Here is a 14,011-nt window from a genome sequence, read left to right on the forward strand (position 1 = left end):
CCATGGGCGGACGCTCACACCTTTCGCAGAAGTTCGAGTGACCCACCCATGGTAAAGGATCGGCAAAGCGGAGTCGGTGTCCGCTCTACGCCCCCTCCTCGACCAGCGGTTTCACCCAGCGGGTCCACTGCTGCTCGGGCGCGTAACCGGCGGCCTGCCAGGTGTGGTGCGCCCGCTCGTTGCGGTCCAGGACCATCGCGTCGCCGCGCCGCCCGCCGAGCGCCACGAACCGCTCCTCCGCGGCGGCCAGCAGCGCCGAACCGATGCCCTGCCGCCGCGCGTCCGGCCGGACCGCGAGCCGGTACAGATGGCACCGCCAGCCGTCGAACCCGGCGATGACCGTGCCCACCAGCTCCGTGCCGCGCTCGGCGAGCAGCAGCGCCCGCGGGTCCCGCGCGACGAGACGCTCCACACCCGCACGGTCGTCGCTGATGCTCGTCCCCTCGGCGGCCGTCTTCCAGAACGCCAGCACGGCGTCGAGATCGGCGGGGGACGCGGACCGGATACGAAGATCGCTCATGCCCCGATCCCACCACCGGCCCCTTCCCGGGCGCCGCCCGTTTCACATGGCGGACGCGCACCGGCTCCCGACAGAGCCGGGCCCCGCCCGCGCCGCCCCCGGTCTTGCGGGTGCTAGCGCACCGGCGCTAGCGTCACGGCATGGCGAAGACCCAGCTGAACGTGCGGGTGGACGAAGGCACCGCCCGCGCCGCCCGGGAGCGCGCGCTCGCGCGTGGCATGAGCGTGAACCGGTACATCGAGGAGCTGGTCAGGCGGGACGCCGGCGAGCTCGGCCGGACGTTCGTCGACGCGGCGGCCGACTTCATGCGGCGGTACGAGTCCGTGTTCGCCGAGGAGTTCGGCGCGGATCTCGAAGGCCGGCGCCGTCCCGTTGAGTGACACGCACGGCCCCTCGGACCCCGCACCCCTCGGCATCGATCTCGCCTGGCTGCTCATGATCGCCGAGCAGAAGACGCCCGGCGACCCCCAGGTCACCGACTGGGGTGCCCTCGTCGCCGCGGTCGCCCGGCACGACGCGCGGATATTCGACGTCCCCGTCTACGAGACCCCGCAGGCCCGCGCCGCTTCGCTGCTCCAACTCCTCATGCACGTACCGGCGTTGGAGCGCTCGAACGCCATGTTCGCCTCCGCGGTCGCCTACGCCTACCTCGTCGCGAGCGGCCTGGACGTGGGCACCTCGCCGGAGCAGGTCCGCGAGCTCGCCCGGCTGGTCAAGGACGGTGGCGCGAGCGTTCACGACATCGAGAAGGAGCTGCGCAAATGGAGCCAGTGACCGCTACGCGTCGCTAGGTTCGGGCCGGCGCGCCACGCCGAGCACGCAGTACGAGGTGGGCAGCCGAAGCCCCCGCTCCGGCATCGACAGCTCCCGGTATGCGCCCAGTTCGAACCCGGCGTCCCGCAGCGCGCCCAGCGTGTCCCGCCCCACATGGCACCCCCCGAACAGTCGCGGCCACACGGTCCGGTCCAGCGCCCGCTGCACGCTGCGCATGCCGCGCTTCGGCGCCCGTACATGCTCGAAGAACCGCACCTCGCCACCCGGCCGTACCACCCTGCGCACCTCGGCGAGCGTCCGGGACACGTCGCGCACGCTGCACAGCACGATGGACAGCACCACCGCGTCGTACCCCTCGCTCTTCACCGGCAAGGCCTCCGCCGCCCCCGGCACGACATCCACCGGCACCTCGGCGCGCACCGCCGCATCGACGGCCAACTGCCGCAGCGCGCGCTCCGGTTCGATGGCGACGACCTCGGAGACGGTGCCCGGGTAGTACGCGAAGTTCAGCCCGTTGCCCGCGCCGACCTCGATGACGCGGCCCGAGAGGCCGCCGAGCAACTCGCTGCGCACCGGCGCCATCGCGGGTTCGGCGCGCTCGCTGAACCGCGCGTAGTACCGCGCGAACAAGGGATGGCTCACGGCGTCGTGCGACGCCCGCCGCACTTTCCTGGCAGGGGACGGAATCCGGTCCACCATGGGACCTCCTAGGCCGGGGCGACTGTTTACGCCGAGTCTTCCCGCGACCGGGCGACGACGAACGGATTTACGGCGCGCCGCGCCGTGTCCGTGCGGCCCCCGCGCACCGGCCGCACCACCGGCCCCGCGGCGTCACCCGACTCCCCGCGCGAACTCCGCCCCGTCCCACGTCCCGCCCAGCTCGGGCCCGAGCCAGCGAGCGGCCCGCGCCCGGAACGCGGCCCCGTCCAGGCCCCCGGCCCCGGCCGGCACCGCCCCCACGAGCGCGGCCCCCGCGACTTTGGGCAGGTCCCCGACATTGCACCGCTCCGCGAGCCCCGGCTCCCGCGGCCAGCTCCCGATGACGACGCCCGCCTGCACGAGACCCCGGGCCCGCAGCGCCTCGGCCGTCAGCTGTACGGAGTTCAGCGTGCCGAGCCCCGCCTGCGCGACGACCAGAACAGGCGCCCCGAGCAGCCGCGCCGCGTCGGCGAGCGTCGAGCCCCGCGCGTCGAAGTGCACCAGCAGCCCGCCCGCGCCCTCGACGAGCACCAGATCGTGCGAGGCCGCCAACTTCTCTGCAGCCTCCGCGACTTGAGCGGGCCGTACCGGTGGGAGACCGGCCCGCGCCGCGGCCGTCCCCGGCGCCAGCGGCTCCGGATACCGCCCCAGTTCGAGGGGCGTCACCGCGGGCCCCGCGAGCCGCACCACGTCGTCGGCATCCCCGGGCTCGCCCGGCGCGAGACCGGTCTGCGCCGGTTTGAGCACAGCCACCGAGCGCCCCGCCCGCACCGCGGCGGCGGCCACCGCGGCGGTCGTCACCGTCTTGCCGATCTCGGTCCCGGTCCCCGTGACCACCAGCACGTTCACAGCGCTCATCCCTCCCGCGCGGCCGCGCACACCGCGCGCCCGATCCGTGCCAGATCCTCGGCACCGGTGATGTACGGCGGCATCGTGTAGACGAGATCCCGGAACGGACGCAGCCAGACACCCTCCGCGACCGCCGCCCGGGTCGCCACCGCCATGTCCACCTCGTGGTCCAACTGCACGACACCGATGGCGCCGAACACCCGCACCTCGCGAACTCCCGGAATGTCCACGGCATCTGACAGAGCATCACGCAGCCCGCCCTCGATGCGCTTGACCTCCGCCCGCCAGTCCTGGCCGAGCAGCAGGTCGATCGAGGCGCAGGCCACCGCCGCGGCCAGCGGATTACCCATGAACGTCGGCCCGTGCGCCAGCACCGGCACCTCGCCCCGCGAGATCCCGTCGGCGACGCGTGCCGTGCACAGCGTCGCCGCCAGCGTCAGATAGCCGCCGGTCAACGCCTTGCCGACACACATCACATCCGGTGTCACCGCCGCGTGCTCGGCCGCGAACAGTGCTCCCGTCCGCCCGAACCCGGTGGCGATCTCGTCGAACACGAGCAACACGTCGTGCGCGTCGCACGCCTCCCGCAGCACCCGCAGATACGCGGGGGAGTGGAACCGCATCCCGCCCGCCCCCTGCACCACGGGCTCCACCACGACGGCCGCCAGCTCGTGCGCGTGCCGGCCGATCAGCTCCCGCAACCGCTCCGCGTACGACTCCTCGTACGTGCTCGGCGGAGCGTCCGCGAAGACCTGCTCCGGCAGCACCCCCGCCCACAACCCGTGCATCCCGCCCTCCGGGTCGCACACGGACATCGGCTGCCAGGTGTCACCGTGGTAGCCGCCGCGCCAGGTCAGCATCCGCCGCTTCCCGGGCCTGCCGAGCGAGCGCCAGTACTGCAGGCACATCTTGAGGGCGACCTCCACCGACACCGATCCGGAGTCGGCGAGGAACACGTGCTCCAGGCCGTCCGGGGACATGTCGACAAGCCGCTTCGCGAGCCGGACGGCGGGCTCGTGCGTGAGCCCGCCGAACATCACATGGCTCATCCGCTCCAACTGGCCGCGCACCGCGTCATTGAGCACCGGATGGTTGTACCCGTGGATCGCCGACCACCACGACGACATGCCGTCCACCAGCTCGCCGTGCCCGGCGACCCGCAGCCGCACCCCGGCCGCCGACTCGACGACCAGGGGCTCCTGCCGGCCCGGCATGGGCCCGTACGGATGCCAGACGTGCTGCCGGTCCAGCGCCAGCAGCTCGTCCAGGTGCGCGTCAGGCATTGGGCGCGACATCCGTCCCCGCGCCCCGGCGGCGCACGGTCACCAGATCGGTACGCGCCTCGGGCACCTCGACCGGAGCACCCCCGGAACCGGAGCCGGAGTCGGAGGCGCACACGGAACCGCAGCCGCCGCCCCGGTGCTCGGGCAGGGTCACCTCGTCGGCGCCCTCCACCTCGAACCCGGCGTCCGCGATCATCTCCAGGTCCGCCCGGCCCGCCTGTCCCTCACTCGTCAAGTAGTCGCCCAGGAAGATGGAGTTGGCGATGTGCAGGGCCAGCGGCTGCATCGAGCGCAGATGCACCTCGCGGCCGCCCGCGATCCGCACCTCCACGTCCGGGCAGACGAAGCGGACCATGGCCAGAATCCGCAGGCAGCGCTGCGGGGTGAGGTTCCACTCCTTGGCCAGCGGCGTCCCCTCGAAGGGGATCAGGAAGTTCACCGGCACCGAGTCCGGGTCCAGCTCACGCAGACCGAACACCACGTCGACCAGATCCTCGTCGCTCTCGCCCATGCCCGCGATCAGGCCGGAACAGGCCGAGAGACCGGCCGCGTGCGCCTTCTGCACGGTGTCGACCCGGTCCGCATACGTGTGCGTCGTCGTGATGTCGCCGTACGTCGCCTCGGACGTGTTCAGGTTGTGGTTGTACGCGTCCGCGCCCGCCCCGCGCAGCCGTTCCGCCTGCCCGTCGGAGAGCAGACCGAGACAGGCACACACCTCGACGTCCTCGTTGTCGGCCTTGATCGCGTCGATCGTCTTCGCGACCCGGTCCACATCTTTGTCGGTCGGCCCGCGCCCGCTCGCCACCAGGCAGACCCGCTTGGCGCCGCCCGCGACCCCGGCGGCCGCCGCCTTGGAGGCCTCGTCGGGCTTCAGCCACGTGTACTTGAGGATCTCCGCCTTCGAGCCGAGGCGCTGCGAGCAGTACGAGCAGTCCTCCGGGCAGAGCCCCGACTTGAGGTTCACCAGATAGTTGAGCTTGACCCGGCGCCCGAACCACGTGCGGCGCACCTTCCCGGCCGCCGCCACCACGTCGAGCAGGTCGTCGTCCGACGTCGCCAGCACGGCGAGCGCCTCTTCACGGCTCGGCAGCGCGCGCCGAAGCCCCTTGTCCACCAGCGTGTTCAGCAGGTCCATGGCGTCAGATACTCGCCTATCGGGACACCCCCGCGAAAGGAGACTTCGTACAAAGGACAGCGCTCGACGTGTGGGTATTGCCACACCCTGACCCTGTGGCGGCCCGACTAGGGTCTGTGCGTTACCTACAAACAGAGGGAGTCATGGCCACTGCCCCCGCCCGTGCGTTCGGCTGGCTCGACGAGGAGCGCCGCGCCCGCGAAGCCGCCGGACTCGTCCGCACCCTGCGCCCCCGCCCGGCCGACTCCCCGCTCCTCGACCTCGCGAGCAACGACTACCTGGGCCTGGCCCGCCACCCCGAGGTCGTCGAGGGCGCGGCCGGGGCCGCCCGCCGCTGGGGAGGCGGGGCGACCGGCTCCCGGCTGGTCACCGGCACCACCGAGCTGCACGCCCGCCTCGAACGGGAGCTGGCCGAGTTCTGCGGATTCGAGGCCGCGCTCGTCCTCTCCTCCGGTTACGCGGCGAACCTCGCCGCGGTCACCGCGCTCGCCCCGCGCGGATCGCTGATCGTGTCCGACGCGGCCAACCACGCCTCCCTCATCGACGGCTGCCGTCTGGCCCGCGGCGCCACCCAGGTCGTGCCGCACGCCGACCCCGCCGCCGTCCGCAAAGCGCTCGGCACCCACGACGGGCCGGCCGTCGTCGTCTCGGACACCGTCTTCTCGGTCGACGGGGACCGCGCGCCACTCGCCGAACTGGCCCTGGTGTGCCGGGAGTTCGGGGCAGGACTGATCGTCGACGACGCGCACGGGCTCGGCGTGCTCGGGACCGGCGGCCGGGGCGCCCCGCAGGCGGCGGGCCTGGCGGGAGAGCCGGACACCGTCGTCACCGTCACCCTCTCCAAGTCCTTCGGCAGTCAGGGCGGCGCGGTCCTCGGCCCGGCCCACGTCATCGACCATCTCGTGAACGCGGCCCGCACGTTCATCTTCGACACCGGGCTCGCCCCGGCGGCAGCCGGCGCCGCACTGGCCGCGTTGCGGCTGCTGCGCCGCGAACCGGGGCGTGCGGACCGGGCCCGCGAGGTCGCGACGACCCTGTATCAACTTCTCACCAGCGAAGGCCTGTTGGCGGTGCGGCCGGACGCGGCGGTCGTGTCGGTGCGCGCACCCTCGCCCGACGAAGCGGTGCGCTGGGCCGCGGACTGCCGGGCGGCGGGTCTCTCGGTGGGCTGCTTCCGTCCGCCGTCCGTGCCCGACGGGATCTCGCGACTGCGGCTGACCGCCCGCGCCGACCTCACCGACGAACAACTCGGTGAGGCGGTAAGGGTGATCAGCCGCAGTGCTCCCCAAGGTGCCTTCACCGAAGGGAGTTGACGAATCCCTCCCAGGCGGAGGGCGCGAACAGCAGGGCGGGCCCCGCGGTGTTCTTGGAGTCGCGGACGGCGAACAGTCCGGACGCGGGCCCCGATGTCAGGGGGGCTGTCTCGACGCAGTTGTTGGCGCCGGTGCTGCGGCTGCTGCGCCGCCACCGAGCTCCGCGCAGCGACGAGCTGGAAGGAACGGAAGGAACGTACCGAGGCAGTGCATTCATGGTGCCCCCTTACGCAGTGCCGGCCCGTGGCGAGGTGTCGGCGTCCTCGTCCGCGTGGTTACCCGGCGATCTGTGCGATGAATTCCAACGAGTCCTCGGGTGAAAGTGCACGGAGGAGAAGAGCGTCGAAGGCATCGGTGTATGCCGTGAGGTCTTCTTTCCGCTCGAGGTAGAGGCTACTCGTCAAATGGTCGAGAACAACCACATCCAGATCGGATGTGTTCGGAAATGAGAACACTACGAAAGGGCCGCTGAGGCCGATGTGGCCGCCCGCCGAGAAGGGAAGCACCTGAATCCGGACATGGGGCATCTGTGCCGCCTCTGCCAGGTGTGCCAACTGTCGCCGCAGGATGCCGGTGCCGCCCACCTCGCGCCGTAACACCCCTTCGTCGAGCACCGCGGTCAGCTGCAGCGGCGGCTGCGCCCGCAGCACGTCCTGCCGCGCGAGCCGCACCTCCACCAGCGCCTCGATGTGCCGGTCCGGGGTCCCGACCAGCACCGAGCGGGTCACCGCCCGCGCGTACTCCGGCGTCTGCAGCAGCCCCGGCACCACGCTCGTCTCCAGCGTCCGGATCCGGCAGGCCTGTGACTCCAGGCTGATGAAATCGCGGTAGGACGGGGGCAGAAGCCCCCGATAGGCGTGCCACCAATGCTGCCCGCCCGTCTCCTCCGCGCCCGCCAGCGCTATCACGAGTTCCCGCTGCCGCGGGTCCTTCGTCTCGAACGCGTCCAACAGGCGCAGCACGTCCGATGCCTTCACGCCACTGCGTCCTGTCTCGATCCGGCTCACCTTCGACTGGTGCCAGCCGACCAGTCGGGCCGCCTGGCCACTGGTCAGTCCGGCCTGGACCCGCAACGCGCGCAGTTCGGCGCCGAGTTTGCGACGGCGGACCGCGGGACCGTACTTCATGCTGACTCCTCAACGTCCTCGGGCCGCTGGGCCGGGCTCCTTTCCGGCCCATGCGAAGCGGTTCCTGATCAGACGGTAGAGGAAGCGGCGTGCGCTCGCCCAAATACGGTCTCTCGTCGCAGAGTTCACCGCTTCGAGCGACAGATATATGCATATCTTGGAGGATCGGCAGTACGGAAGGGCCTTCAAGTGGCACTCTGGCGCGAAGCAGAAGTCGGAGACCGCACGCCAGCGATCCGCCAGAGTCGACAGGCGCGGCCCCGGTGGGAAAGGGACGACGTCGCCATGGCAGACCACCAGGAAGCATCCGTCACACTGCCGAGCGAACCCGCCTCGGTCTCCACGGCCCGCCGGTACGTGAGTCGCGTACTCGCGGAGTGGGGCATGCCGGGGGACACCGAAGAGGCCGACACCGTCCGCCTGATCGTCTCGGAACTCGCGACGAACGCCGTGCAGCACACCCTGGGAATGTCGCCCACCTTCACCGTCGACGTGACACTCGAGCGCGACGAGCGCCTGCGCATCGGCGTCACCGACAGCCACCCCCGCTACCCCAAGCGCCTGCCCGCCGCCGTCCAGCAGGACAACGGACGCGGCATGGTGATCATCCGCTGTCTCACCGCCGAGTGCGGCGGACGCCTCTCGGTCTCGCCGACCCCGGAGGGCGGCAAGACCGTGTGGATCGCCCTGCCGTGGCTCACCAGAGCGAAGGGCGGCAACGAGCCCCCAGCCACCGCATGTTGACGACCCGTCAGTTGGACGAGCGGCCGAACGCCCCGCGCAGGAGCGCCCGGAAACTGTCGACCGCCGGGTTCGTGTCGTCCGCCCGGTGCACCACCGACACCGTCCGCCGCAGATCTCCCGGATCGAGGAGCCGTACGCCGAGCGGCGTCGCGGACATCCGCGCCACCATCTCCGGCACCACCGCCACCCCGAGCCCGGCACTCACCAGCGCGCACACCAGGGCATAACTCGGCGTCTCCACCCGCACCGACGGTGTCGCCCCGGCCCGCGCAAGCGCCGCCTCGACACCCTGTCGCGGCGGATGGGTCGGCGCCATGCTGATCAGCGGCTGGCCCGCCAGCTCGGCCGGCGGCAGCCGCGTCGCCCCTGCGGTCCCGGCCGTCAGCGCCTGCCCGGGCGCCGTCACCAGCACCAACTCCTCCACGAGCACGGGCTCCTGGACCACGGACGACGGTACGGCCACCGGGTCGGAGGGCGCATACGTGTGGGTGAGCGCCACATCAATGGTGCCCGCGGCCACCGCGGCGACCCCCAGCGGCGGCTCGTACCCGGCGACCGTCAACTCCACATCCGGATGCGCCCTGCGGAACGCGGTCAGCGCCGGCGGCAGCAGATGCATCCCCGCCGTCGTGAACGTACCGAGCCGCAGCCGGCCGCCCGACAGGCCCGCGAGCCGTGCCAGCTCGTGCCGGGCCCGCGCCATCTCGTCGAGCACCCGCCGCGCCGTCTCCACCAGCACCTCGCCGGCCCCCGTCAGCCGGGCGCCCCGGTGATGCCGCACAAGCAGCGCCGTCCCGGTCTCCCGCTCCAACTTCGCGAGCTGCTGCGACAGCGCGGGGACCGTATATCCGAGGCGTTGGGCCGCCCGGGTGATGGAACCGGCCTCGGAGACCGCCACCAGCGCGGCGAGCCGCGTCGGGTCGTACATCGAACGCCTCCGACGCCGTACGGAGCACACAGGACCCGTGCGTCCGCGGCCTCCGGCCTTAAGCACTGCTTTAGGCAGACCCAGAATATTGCACATACCTGCTGAAGGTCCGGCTCGGGCAGGCTGGTGCGCATGGACGCTCAACTGGTCGCCTTCACCGGCGTCGCCGCGGGCATGGTGGCCCTGCCCGGCGCGGACTTCACGGTCGTCGTGCGCAACTCCATGATCTCGCGCCGCGCCGGAGTCGCCTGCGCCCTCGGAGTCGCCGGCGGTCTGCTCGTCCACACCGCGCTCGCCGTCGCGGGCCTCGCCGCGGTCCTCACCGCCGTACCCGCCCTGTTCGGCGCCCTCCGGCTCGCGGGCGGTGCGTACGTCCTCTACCTGGGCGCGAGGACGCTGCAGTCGGCGCTGCGCCCCCTGGCGGAGCGGGCCGACGACGGAGCCGGCCCGGAGCGGGGCCCGGCCGGCGGCGCGCTGCGACAGGGCTTCCTGACCAACACGCTCAATCCGAAGGCACCGATCACGTTCCTGAGCGTGCTGCCGCAGTTCGTGCCCGCGGGCAGCCCCGCCCTCCCGCGAACGGCCGTTCTTTCGGCGATCGTCGTGGCGCTCGCGCTGCTCTGGTTCCCGGCCGTGGCCCTGCTCGTGGACCGGCTCGGCCGGTGGCTGCGCAGGCCGCGCACAGCACGCGCCGTGGAGGCGGTCACCGGGAGCGCGCTGGTGCTCCTGGCCCTGGTCCTCCTCCTGGAGCCGCTGATCGCGTGAGAGGCCGCGTGGGGACGGGCCTGGCGCCCGGCCTCGTCCCCACGGGCCGCTCCGTGCGGCGGGGTCAGCGCACCCGGCCGTACCAGACGCTCCGCGTCCAGATCTTCTCGAGTCGCACCACTGCGCCGGTCTTCGGCGAGTGCCAGATCCGTCCCTTCCCGGCGTAGATGCCGACGTGGTAGACGCTCCGGCCCGAGTGGAAGAACACGAGGTCACCCGTTTTGCGGTGCGACGAGGAGACATGGCGGGTCTTGTTGTACTGCTGCGCGGCGGTGCGGGGCAGCTTCTTGCCCGCCCGCTTGAACGAGTAGAGCGTCAGGCCCGAGCAGTCGAACCGGTGCGGGCCCGTGGCGCCCCACCTGTACGGCGATCCCTTCTTGGAGGCCGCGACCTTCAGTGCCTTGGTCGAGGCCGCTGCCGCCGACGCCTCGGTCGCGGCGCCGGGGACCATGAGGCCGGCTCCTGCGACAGCGAGGGTCAGGACCGACGCGGTGCCGGCGCGGGTCAGCAGCGAGGGAACACGATTGAGCGCAGTCATGCGCAACCCTTCGTCAGCCGCCTGTGAAGGGTGACCTGTCGGGTTCGGGCAGGCGAAGATGCCCGGCCGCATGGTGCGGCTTCACCCCAAGGGCCCCTCGGGCACCACCTCCGTCGAGGTGGGCCGGCGGCCCGTCGTACCTGGGTCCTCCACTCCTGCCGATGCACTTCTGTCGACCTGGCATCCGCACGGCGGCAGGACTCGGCGTCCGCACGGACCGCCCCGCCGCGGCGGCGGGGGCTTGTCGTCGGAAGGGATCTTCACTCACATGTGGAGCCGAAACCGAGTTGAACCGGCGGTAAGTGAGGCTGCTCACGCTTGGCCCGTTCAGGTGGACAGTGCCGCGTCCGGGCCGCGCCCGCGACACCCGACCACGCTCGCACCAGGGGCGGAACGCGATATTCCGGCATCTGCGTACCGTCGGAGCGCAACTCCGACAGTCTTGATGAAGTACGACTGTCTAGGCCATCCGGTGGTACACCATCTGGGCCGTTTCGGCCCGAGTGCAGACAGTTCGCGCGAGCTGCGACTTCAAGTGACCGTTTCTGGTGGCAAAGCGACTCTCTGCGTTCGCCTTTCGCCGTCAAGGACGCGCAGAGCCCGCGTCAGGGTTGCCGCGTGCACCTCGCTCTCACCCCGTCGGTGCATCAGCTCCAGGGCGTCCCGCAACGCCGACGCCCGACTGACGAGCGCCTGGGCCGCCCGCAGCCCCCGGTAGGTGTGGTCGCCGCGCGCCGGATTGATCCGCGCGACCAGATCGACGACCGCCAGATAGCTGTCGATCAGTTCGCACTCGGCGCGGGTCAGCGCGGGCAGCGGTGGCGGTTGGGGTGGATACATCGGCACGTCACCTCGCACCCTGCGTGCCGAGCGTGGTCTTGCGGCTCCGCAGCACGTGGTCCACCAGGCCGTATTCCAGGGTCTGGTGGGCATCGAGCACGGTGTCCCGCTCGATGTCCCGGCCGACCTGGTCCTTCTCCCGCCCCGAGTGCCGCGCGAGCATCTCCTCCAACTGCTCACGCATACGCGCCAGTTCGCGCGCCTGGATCTCCATATCGGTGGGCTGGCCCTGCGCCGGCCCGGGCAGCGCGGGCTGGTCGAGCAGCACGCGCGCGCCGGGCAGCATCATCCGCTTGCCCGGCGCCCCGGCGGCGAGCAGCACCGCGGCCACGGACGCGGCCTGCCCCAGGCAGGTCGTCTCCACCTCGCAACTGACGTACCGCATCGTGTCGTAGATCGCCGTCATCGCGCTGAACGAGCCGCCGGGGGAGTTGATGTACAGCGAGATGTCCTGGTCCGGCGCCGTGTATTCGAGGTGCATGAACTGCGCCATCACGTCGTTGGCGGACGTGTCGTCGATCGGTGTCCCGAGAAAGACGATGCGCTCCTCCAAAAGCTTCGAGTACGGATCGAGCGTGCGGTGCCCCGACGTCGTGCGCTCCGTGAACTCGGGCAGGACGTAACGGCCGGACGGACGGGTCATGGTGCTCGCGCCTCCTGTGTTCATGGCTCTGTAAAAAATGTACAGGACGTACATGACGTACGATGGGGAGCATGGCCTACGAGATTCCGGTGACGCAAGCCCGCGCCGAGTTCGCCGACTTGATCAACCGCGTGGTGTACGGCGGGGAGCGGGTCGTCGTCACCCGGCACGGCAAGCCGCTCATCGGCCTTGTCTCCGCCGCTGACCTGGAACGACTCGAAGCGCTCGGCAAGCCCGCGGCCGACTCCGCGGAGGACCCGATGATCAGCTCCGTCTCCCGCGTCGGCTCCCTGGGGTCCGCTCCGGGCGAACGCCGGCGGTTCGGCATCGCCGCGGAACATCGCGGCCCGGATGTCCGCTAAGGCGGTGCCCGCGCGTACGTAGGTCGGCTCCAGCGGGGCTGCGCCTGCGCCCGGTGGGGAGCGGCCCACTCGAACTCAAGGTGAAAGCACGCGAGTTGGCGGCGACCCCGGACACCACGTCGACCGTCGTCACCCTGACGGTGTCGGGCGCCTCGCGCTGCTCCGTCACGGCCTGCTGCGGCAACTGAGCCCCGACCGCGCCCGCCGCGCCCTGCCGCGTTCTGCGCGTTCTGTGCGCTCAGCCGCTCCTTCCGGGTCATGGCGCCAGACCGCATGGCGTGGCTGAAATGCCGCTAAATGCCCTGATCTCGCGCGGTCTTGTCAAAAAGGAAGGTTCCTTCTACTTTGACGGCCATGGCTCGCGTATCCCAAGAGCACCTTGAAGCCCGCCGCCGCCAAATCCTGGACGGCGCAGCTCGCTGCTTCGCACGCAACGGCTTCCACGCCACGTCAATGCAGGACGTCCTGAAAGAGGTGAACCTCTCGGCCGGCGCGGTCTACCGCTACTTCCGCGGCAAGGACGAGCTGATCCACGCCGTCGTCACGGAGGTACTGGACGACGTGCGGACCGCGTTCGAGAGGGTCGGTCGGCAGGCGCCGCCCCCGCCGCCGTACGAGCTGATCGGCGCGGTCATAGGGGAGTTGCGGCGGGAGCGTCCGGTCCTGCGGGTCGACGGGTCATCCTGCTTTCCGCGCCTTGTGGTGCAGGTGTGGACCGAGACGCTGCGCGACGACGACCTCGCCAAGGTGATCCGGGACGGGTTCGACAAGGTCCGGGCCGTCTGGGGCGCGATCGTCAGGGGGTACCAGGAGGCCGGGATGATGCGCGCCGACGCCGACCCGGATGCCGTCGCTCGCACGATGATCGCCGCGACCCAGGGATTCCTCACCCAGCAGGCGCTCTTCGGCGAGGTACCCGTCGCCACGCTGCAGATCGGACTGCGCGGCCTCATGAGTATGGGCGAGGTCAGCTGACGGCAATGCCGCGGTCAAGCGACGGTTAACCTCGTTGAAACTCCGCCCAACTAGCCTGCGCCGCACGTCACCAGGGGTTTTGGTAACCGGGGTGCGCAAGATCGAGCGCACTTCTTGTGTGTTACATCTATACCCGTCGCGGTGGCCGCGGCAGCCGGGCCCCGCACGGCCTGGAGCGAAAACTGTGAGGTGGGACGCGTGCAACTGACCCCGCACGAGCAGGAGAGACTGCTCATCCATGTGGCCGCCGACGTGGCCGCCAAGCGCCGGGCCAGGGGGCTGAAGCTCAATCACCCCGAGGCGGTCGCCCTGATCACCTCGCACGTCCTCGAGGGCGCCCGCGACGGCCGCACCGTCGCCGAACTCATGTCGTCCGGGCGCACGTTGCTCACCCGCGAGGACGTCATGGAGGGCATCCCCGAGATGATCCACGACGTCCAGGTCGAGGCGACCTTCCCGGACGGCACCAAGCTCGTCACCGTCCACGAGCCGATCGTCTGACGGGGGAGCGGCAGC

Annotated in this window: 20 protein-coding genes and 1 riboswitch; of the genes, 9 read left to right on the forward strand and 11 right to left on the reverse strand. The window is 71.2% G+C overall.

Going from position 1 to position 14,011, the window contains the following annotated elements; genetic code table 11:
* Positions 1 to 85 precede the first annotated feature (85 nt).
* On the reverse strand, positions 86 to 520 hold the full coding sequence (locus tag AB0J02_RS16615; RefSeq protein WP_363194374.1) for a GNAT family N-acetyltransferase: 435 nt from the start codon (positions 518 to 520) through the stop codon (positions 86 to 88).
* Between the two features lie 140 nt (positions 521 to 660).
* Between AB0J02_RS16615 and AB0J02_RS16620 the strand changes: the two genes are divergently transcribed.
* Together AB0J02_RS16620 and AB0J02_RS16625 are read left to right on the forward strand one after the other, a co-directional pair.
* Positions 661 to 900, forward strand: a complete 240-nt coding sequence (locus AB0J02_RS16620; RefSeq protein ID WP_363194375.1) for a toxin-antitoxin system HicB family antitoxin — start codon at positions 661 to 663, stop codon at positions 898 to 900.
* Positions 901 to 955: 55 nt separating this feature from the next.
* Positions 956 to 1,294, forward strand: coding sequence for a fic family toxin-antitoxin system, toxin component (locus tag AB0J02_RS16625; RefSeq protein ID WP_363194562.1), 339 nt, complete (start codon positions 956 to 958; stop codon positions 1,292 to 1,294).
* Between the two features lie 3 nt (positions 1,295 to 1,297).
* Here AB0J02_RS16625 and AB0J02_RS16630 read toward each other — a convergent pair whose 3' ends face one another.
* From AB0J02_RS16630 to bioB, 4 genes are all read right to left on the reverse strand, one after another.
* Positions 1,298 to 1,993 (reverse strand): class I SAM-dependent methyltransferase, encoded by a 696-nt coding sequence (locus AB0J02_RS16630; RefSeq protein ID WP_363194376.1) that lies wholly within the window; start codon positions 1,991 to 1,993, stop codon positions 1,298 to 1,300.
* A gap of 132 nt (positions 1,994 to 2,125) precedes the next feature.
* Positions 2,126 to 2,842, reverse strand: a complete 717-nt coding sequence (bioD, locus tag AB0J02_RS16635) for a dethiobiotin synthase (protein WP_363194563.1) — start codon at positions 2,840 to 2,842, stop codon at positions 2,126 to 2,128.
* Positions 2,843 to 2,847: 5 nt separating this feature from the next.
* On the reverse strand, positions 2,848 to 4,125 hold the full coding sequence (locus AB0J02_RS16640) for an adenosylmethionine--8-amino-7-oxononanoate transaminase (protein ID WP_363194377.1): 1,278 nt from the start codon (positions 4,123 to 4,125) through the stop codon (positions 2,848 to 2,850).
* Positions 4,118 to 5,260: a biotin synthase BioB gene (gene bioB / locus AB0J02_RS16645; protein ID WP_363194378.1), complete on the reverse strand. Its 1,143-nt coding sequence runs from the start codon at positions 5,258 to 5,260 to the stop codon at positions 4,118 to 4,120. The genes AB0J02_RS16640 and bioB overlap by 8 nt, the downstream gene beginning before the upstream one ends.
* 143 nt (positions 5,261 to 5,403) lie before the next feature.
* On the opposite strand from bioB, the gene AB0J02_RS16650 reads away from it, so the two are divergent.
* Positions 5,404 to 6,573, forward strand: a complete 1,170-nt coding sequence (locus AB0J02_RS16650; RefSeq protein ID WP_363194379.1) for an 8-amino-7-oxononanoate synthase — start codon at positions 5,404 to 5,406, stop codon at positions 6,571 to 6,573.
* Here the strand turns inward: AB0J02_RS16650 and AB0J02_RS16655 are convergent.
* Positions 6,557 to 6,790 carry a DUF397 domain-containing protein gene (locus AB0J02_RS16655; protein ID WP_363194380.1) on the reverse strand — a complete coding sequence of 78 codons (234 nt, stop codon included), beginning with the start codon at positions 6,788 to 6,790 and terminating at the stop codon, positions 6,557 to 6,559. The two genes, AB0J02_RS16650 and AB0J02_RS16655, sit on opposite strands and share 17 nt — an antisense overlap.
* 58 nt (positions 6,791 to 6,848) lie before the next feature.
* On the reverse strand, positions 6,849 to 7,700 hold the full coding sequence (locus AB0J02_RS16660; protein WP_363194381.1) for a helix-turn-helix transcriptional regulator: 852 nt from the start codon (positions 7,698 to 7,700) through the stop codon (positions 6,849 to 6,851).
* A gap of 285 nt (positions 7,701 to 7,985) precedes the next feature.
* On the opposite strand from AB0J02_RS16660, the gene AB0J02_RS16665 reads away from it, so the two are divergent.
* Positions 7,986 to 8,444, forward strand: coding sequence for an ATP-binding protein (locus AB0J02_RS16665; RefSeq protein WP_363194382.1), 459 nt, complete (start codon positions 7,986 to 7,988; stop codon positions 8,442 to 8,444).
* Between the two features lie 7 nt (positions 8,445 to 8,451).
* On the opposite strand, the gene AB0J02_RS16670 is transcribed toward AB0J02_RS16665, so the two are convergent.
* Positions 8,452 to 9,372, reverse strand: a complete 921-nt coding sequence (locus AB0J02_RS16670) for a LysR family transcriptional regulator (protein ID WP_363194383.1) — start codon at positions 9,370 to 9,372, stop codon at positions 8,452 to 8,454.
* Between the two features lie 132 nt (positions 9,373 to 9,504).
* On the opposite strand from AB0J02_RS16670, the gene AB0J02_RS16675 reads away from it, so the two are divergent.
* On the forward strand, positions 9,505 to 10,137 hold the full coding sequence (locus AB0J02_RS16675; protein WP_363194384.1) for a LysE family translocator: 633 nt from the start codon (positions 9,505 to 9,507) through the stop codon (positions 10,135 to 10,137).
* Positions 10,138 to 10,201: 64 nt separating this feature from the next.
* On the opposite strand, the gene AB0J02_RS16680 is transcribed toward AB0J02_RS16675, so the two are convergent.
* From AB0J02_RS16680 to AB0J02_RS16690, 3 genes are all read right to left on the reverse strand, one after another.
* Positions 10,202 to 10,675 (reverse strand): C40 family peptidase, encoded by a 474-nt coding sequence (locus AB0J02_RS16680; protein WP_363194385.1) that lies wholly within the window; start codon positions 10,673 to 10,675, stop codon positions 10,202 to 10,204.
* Positions 10,676 to 10,678: 3 nt separating this feature from the next.
* A riboswitch (cyclic di-AMP (ydaO/yuaA leader) is annotated at positions 10,679 to 10,810 on the reverse strand.
* A gap of 396 nt (positions 10,811 to 11,206) precedes the next feature.
* Complete coding sequence (locus tag AB0J02_RS16685; protein WP_363194386.1) at positions 11,207 to 11,515, reverse strand: hypothetical protein; 309 nt, start codon at positions 11,513 to 11,515, stop codon at positions 11,207 to 11,209.
* Between the two features lie 7 nt (positions 11,516 to 11,522).
* Positions 11,523 to 12,158: an ATP-dependent Clp protease proteolytic subunit gene (locus AB0J02_RS16690; RefSeq protein WP_363194387.1), complete on the reverse strand. Its 636-nt coding sequence runs from the start codon at positions 12,156 to 12,158 to the stop codon at positions 11,523 to 11,525.
* 71 nt (positions 12,159 to 12,229) lie between these two features.
* Between AB0J02_RS16690 and AB0J02_RS16695 the strand changes: the two genes are divergently transcribed.
* From AB0J02_RS16695 to AB0J02_RS16710, 4 genes are all read left to right on the forward strand, one after another.
* Positions 12,230 to 12,520 (forward strand): type II toxin-antitoxin system Phd/YefM family antitoxin, encoded by a 291-nt coding sequence (locus tag AB0J02_RS16695; RefSeq protein WP_363194388.1) that lies wholly within the window; start codon positions 12,230 to 12,232, stop codon positions 12,518 to 12,520.
* 53 nt (positions 12,521 to 12,573) lie between these two features.
* The gene (locus tag AB0J02_RS16700) at positions 12,574 to 12,708 is read left to right on the forward strand and encodes a hypothetical protein (protein ID WP_363194389.1); all 135 of its coding nucleotides are present in this window, start codon (positions 12,574 to 12,576) and stop codon (positions 12,706 to 12,708) included.
* 166 nt (positions 12,709 to 12,874) lie between these two features.
* Complete coding sequence (locus tag AB0J02_RS16705) at positions 12,875 to 13,495, forward strand: TetR/AcrR family transcriptional regulator (protein WP_363194390.1); 621 nt, start codon at positions 12,875 to 12,877, stop codon at positions 13,493 to 13,495.
* Between the two features lie 198 nt (positions 13,496 to 13,693).
* Positions 13,694 to 13,996, forward strand: coding sequence for an urease subunit gamma (locus tag AB0J02_RS16710; RefSeq protein WP_363194391.1), 303 nt, complete (start codon positions 13,694 to 13,696; stop codon positions 13,994 to 13,996).
* The last annotated feature ends 15 nt before the right edge of the window (positions 13,997 to 14,011 follow it).

The sequence above is a fragment of the Streptomyces sp. NPDC050264 genome (genome assembly GCF_040655895.1).
GTDB lineage: Bacteria > Actinomycetota > Actinomycetes > Streptomycetales > Streptomycetaceae > Streptomyces.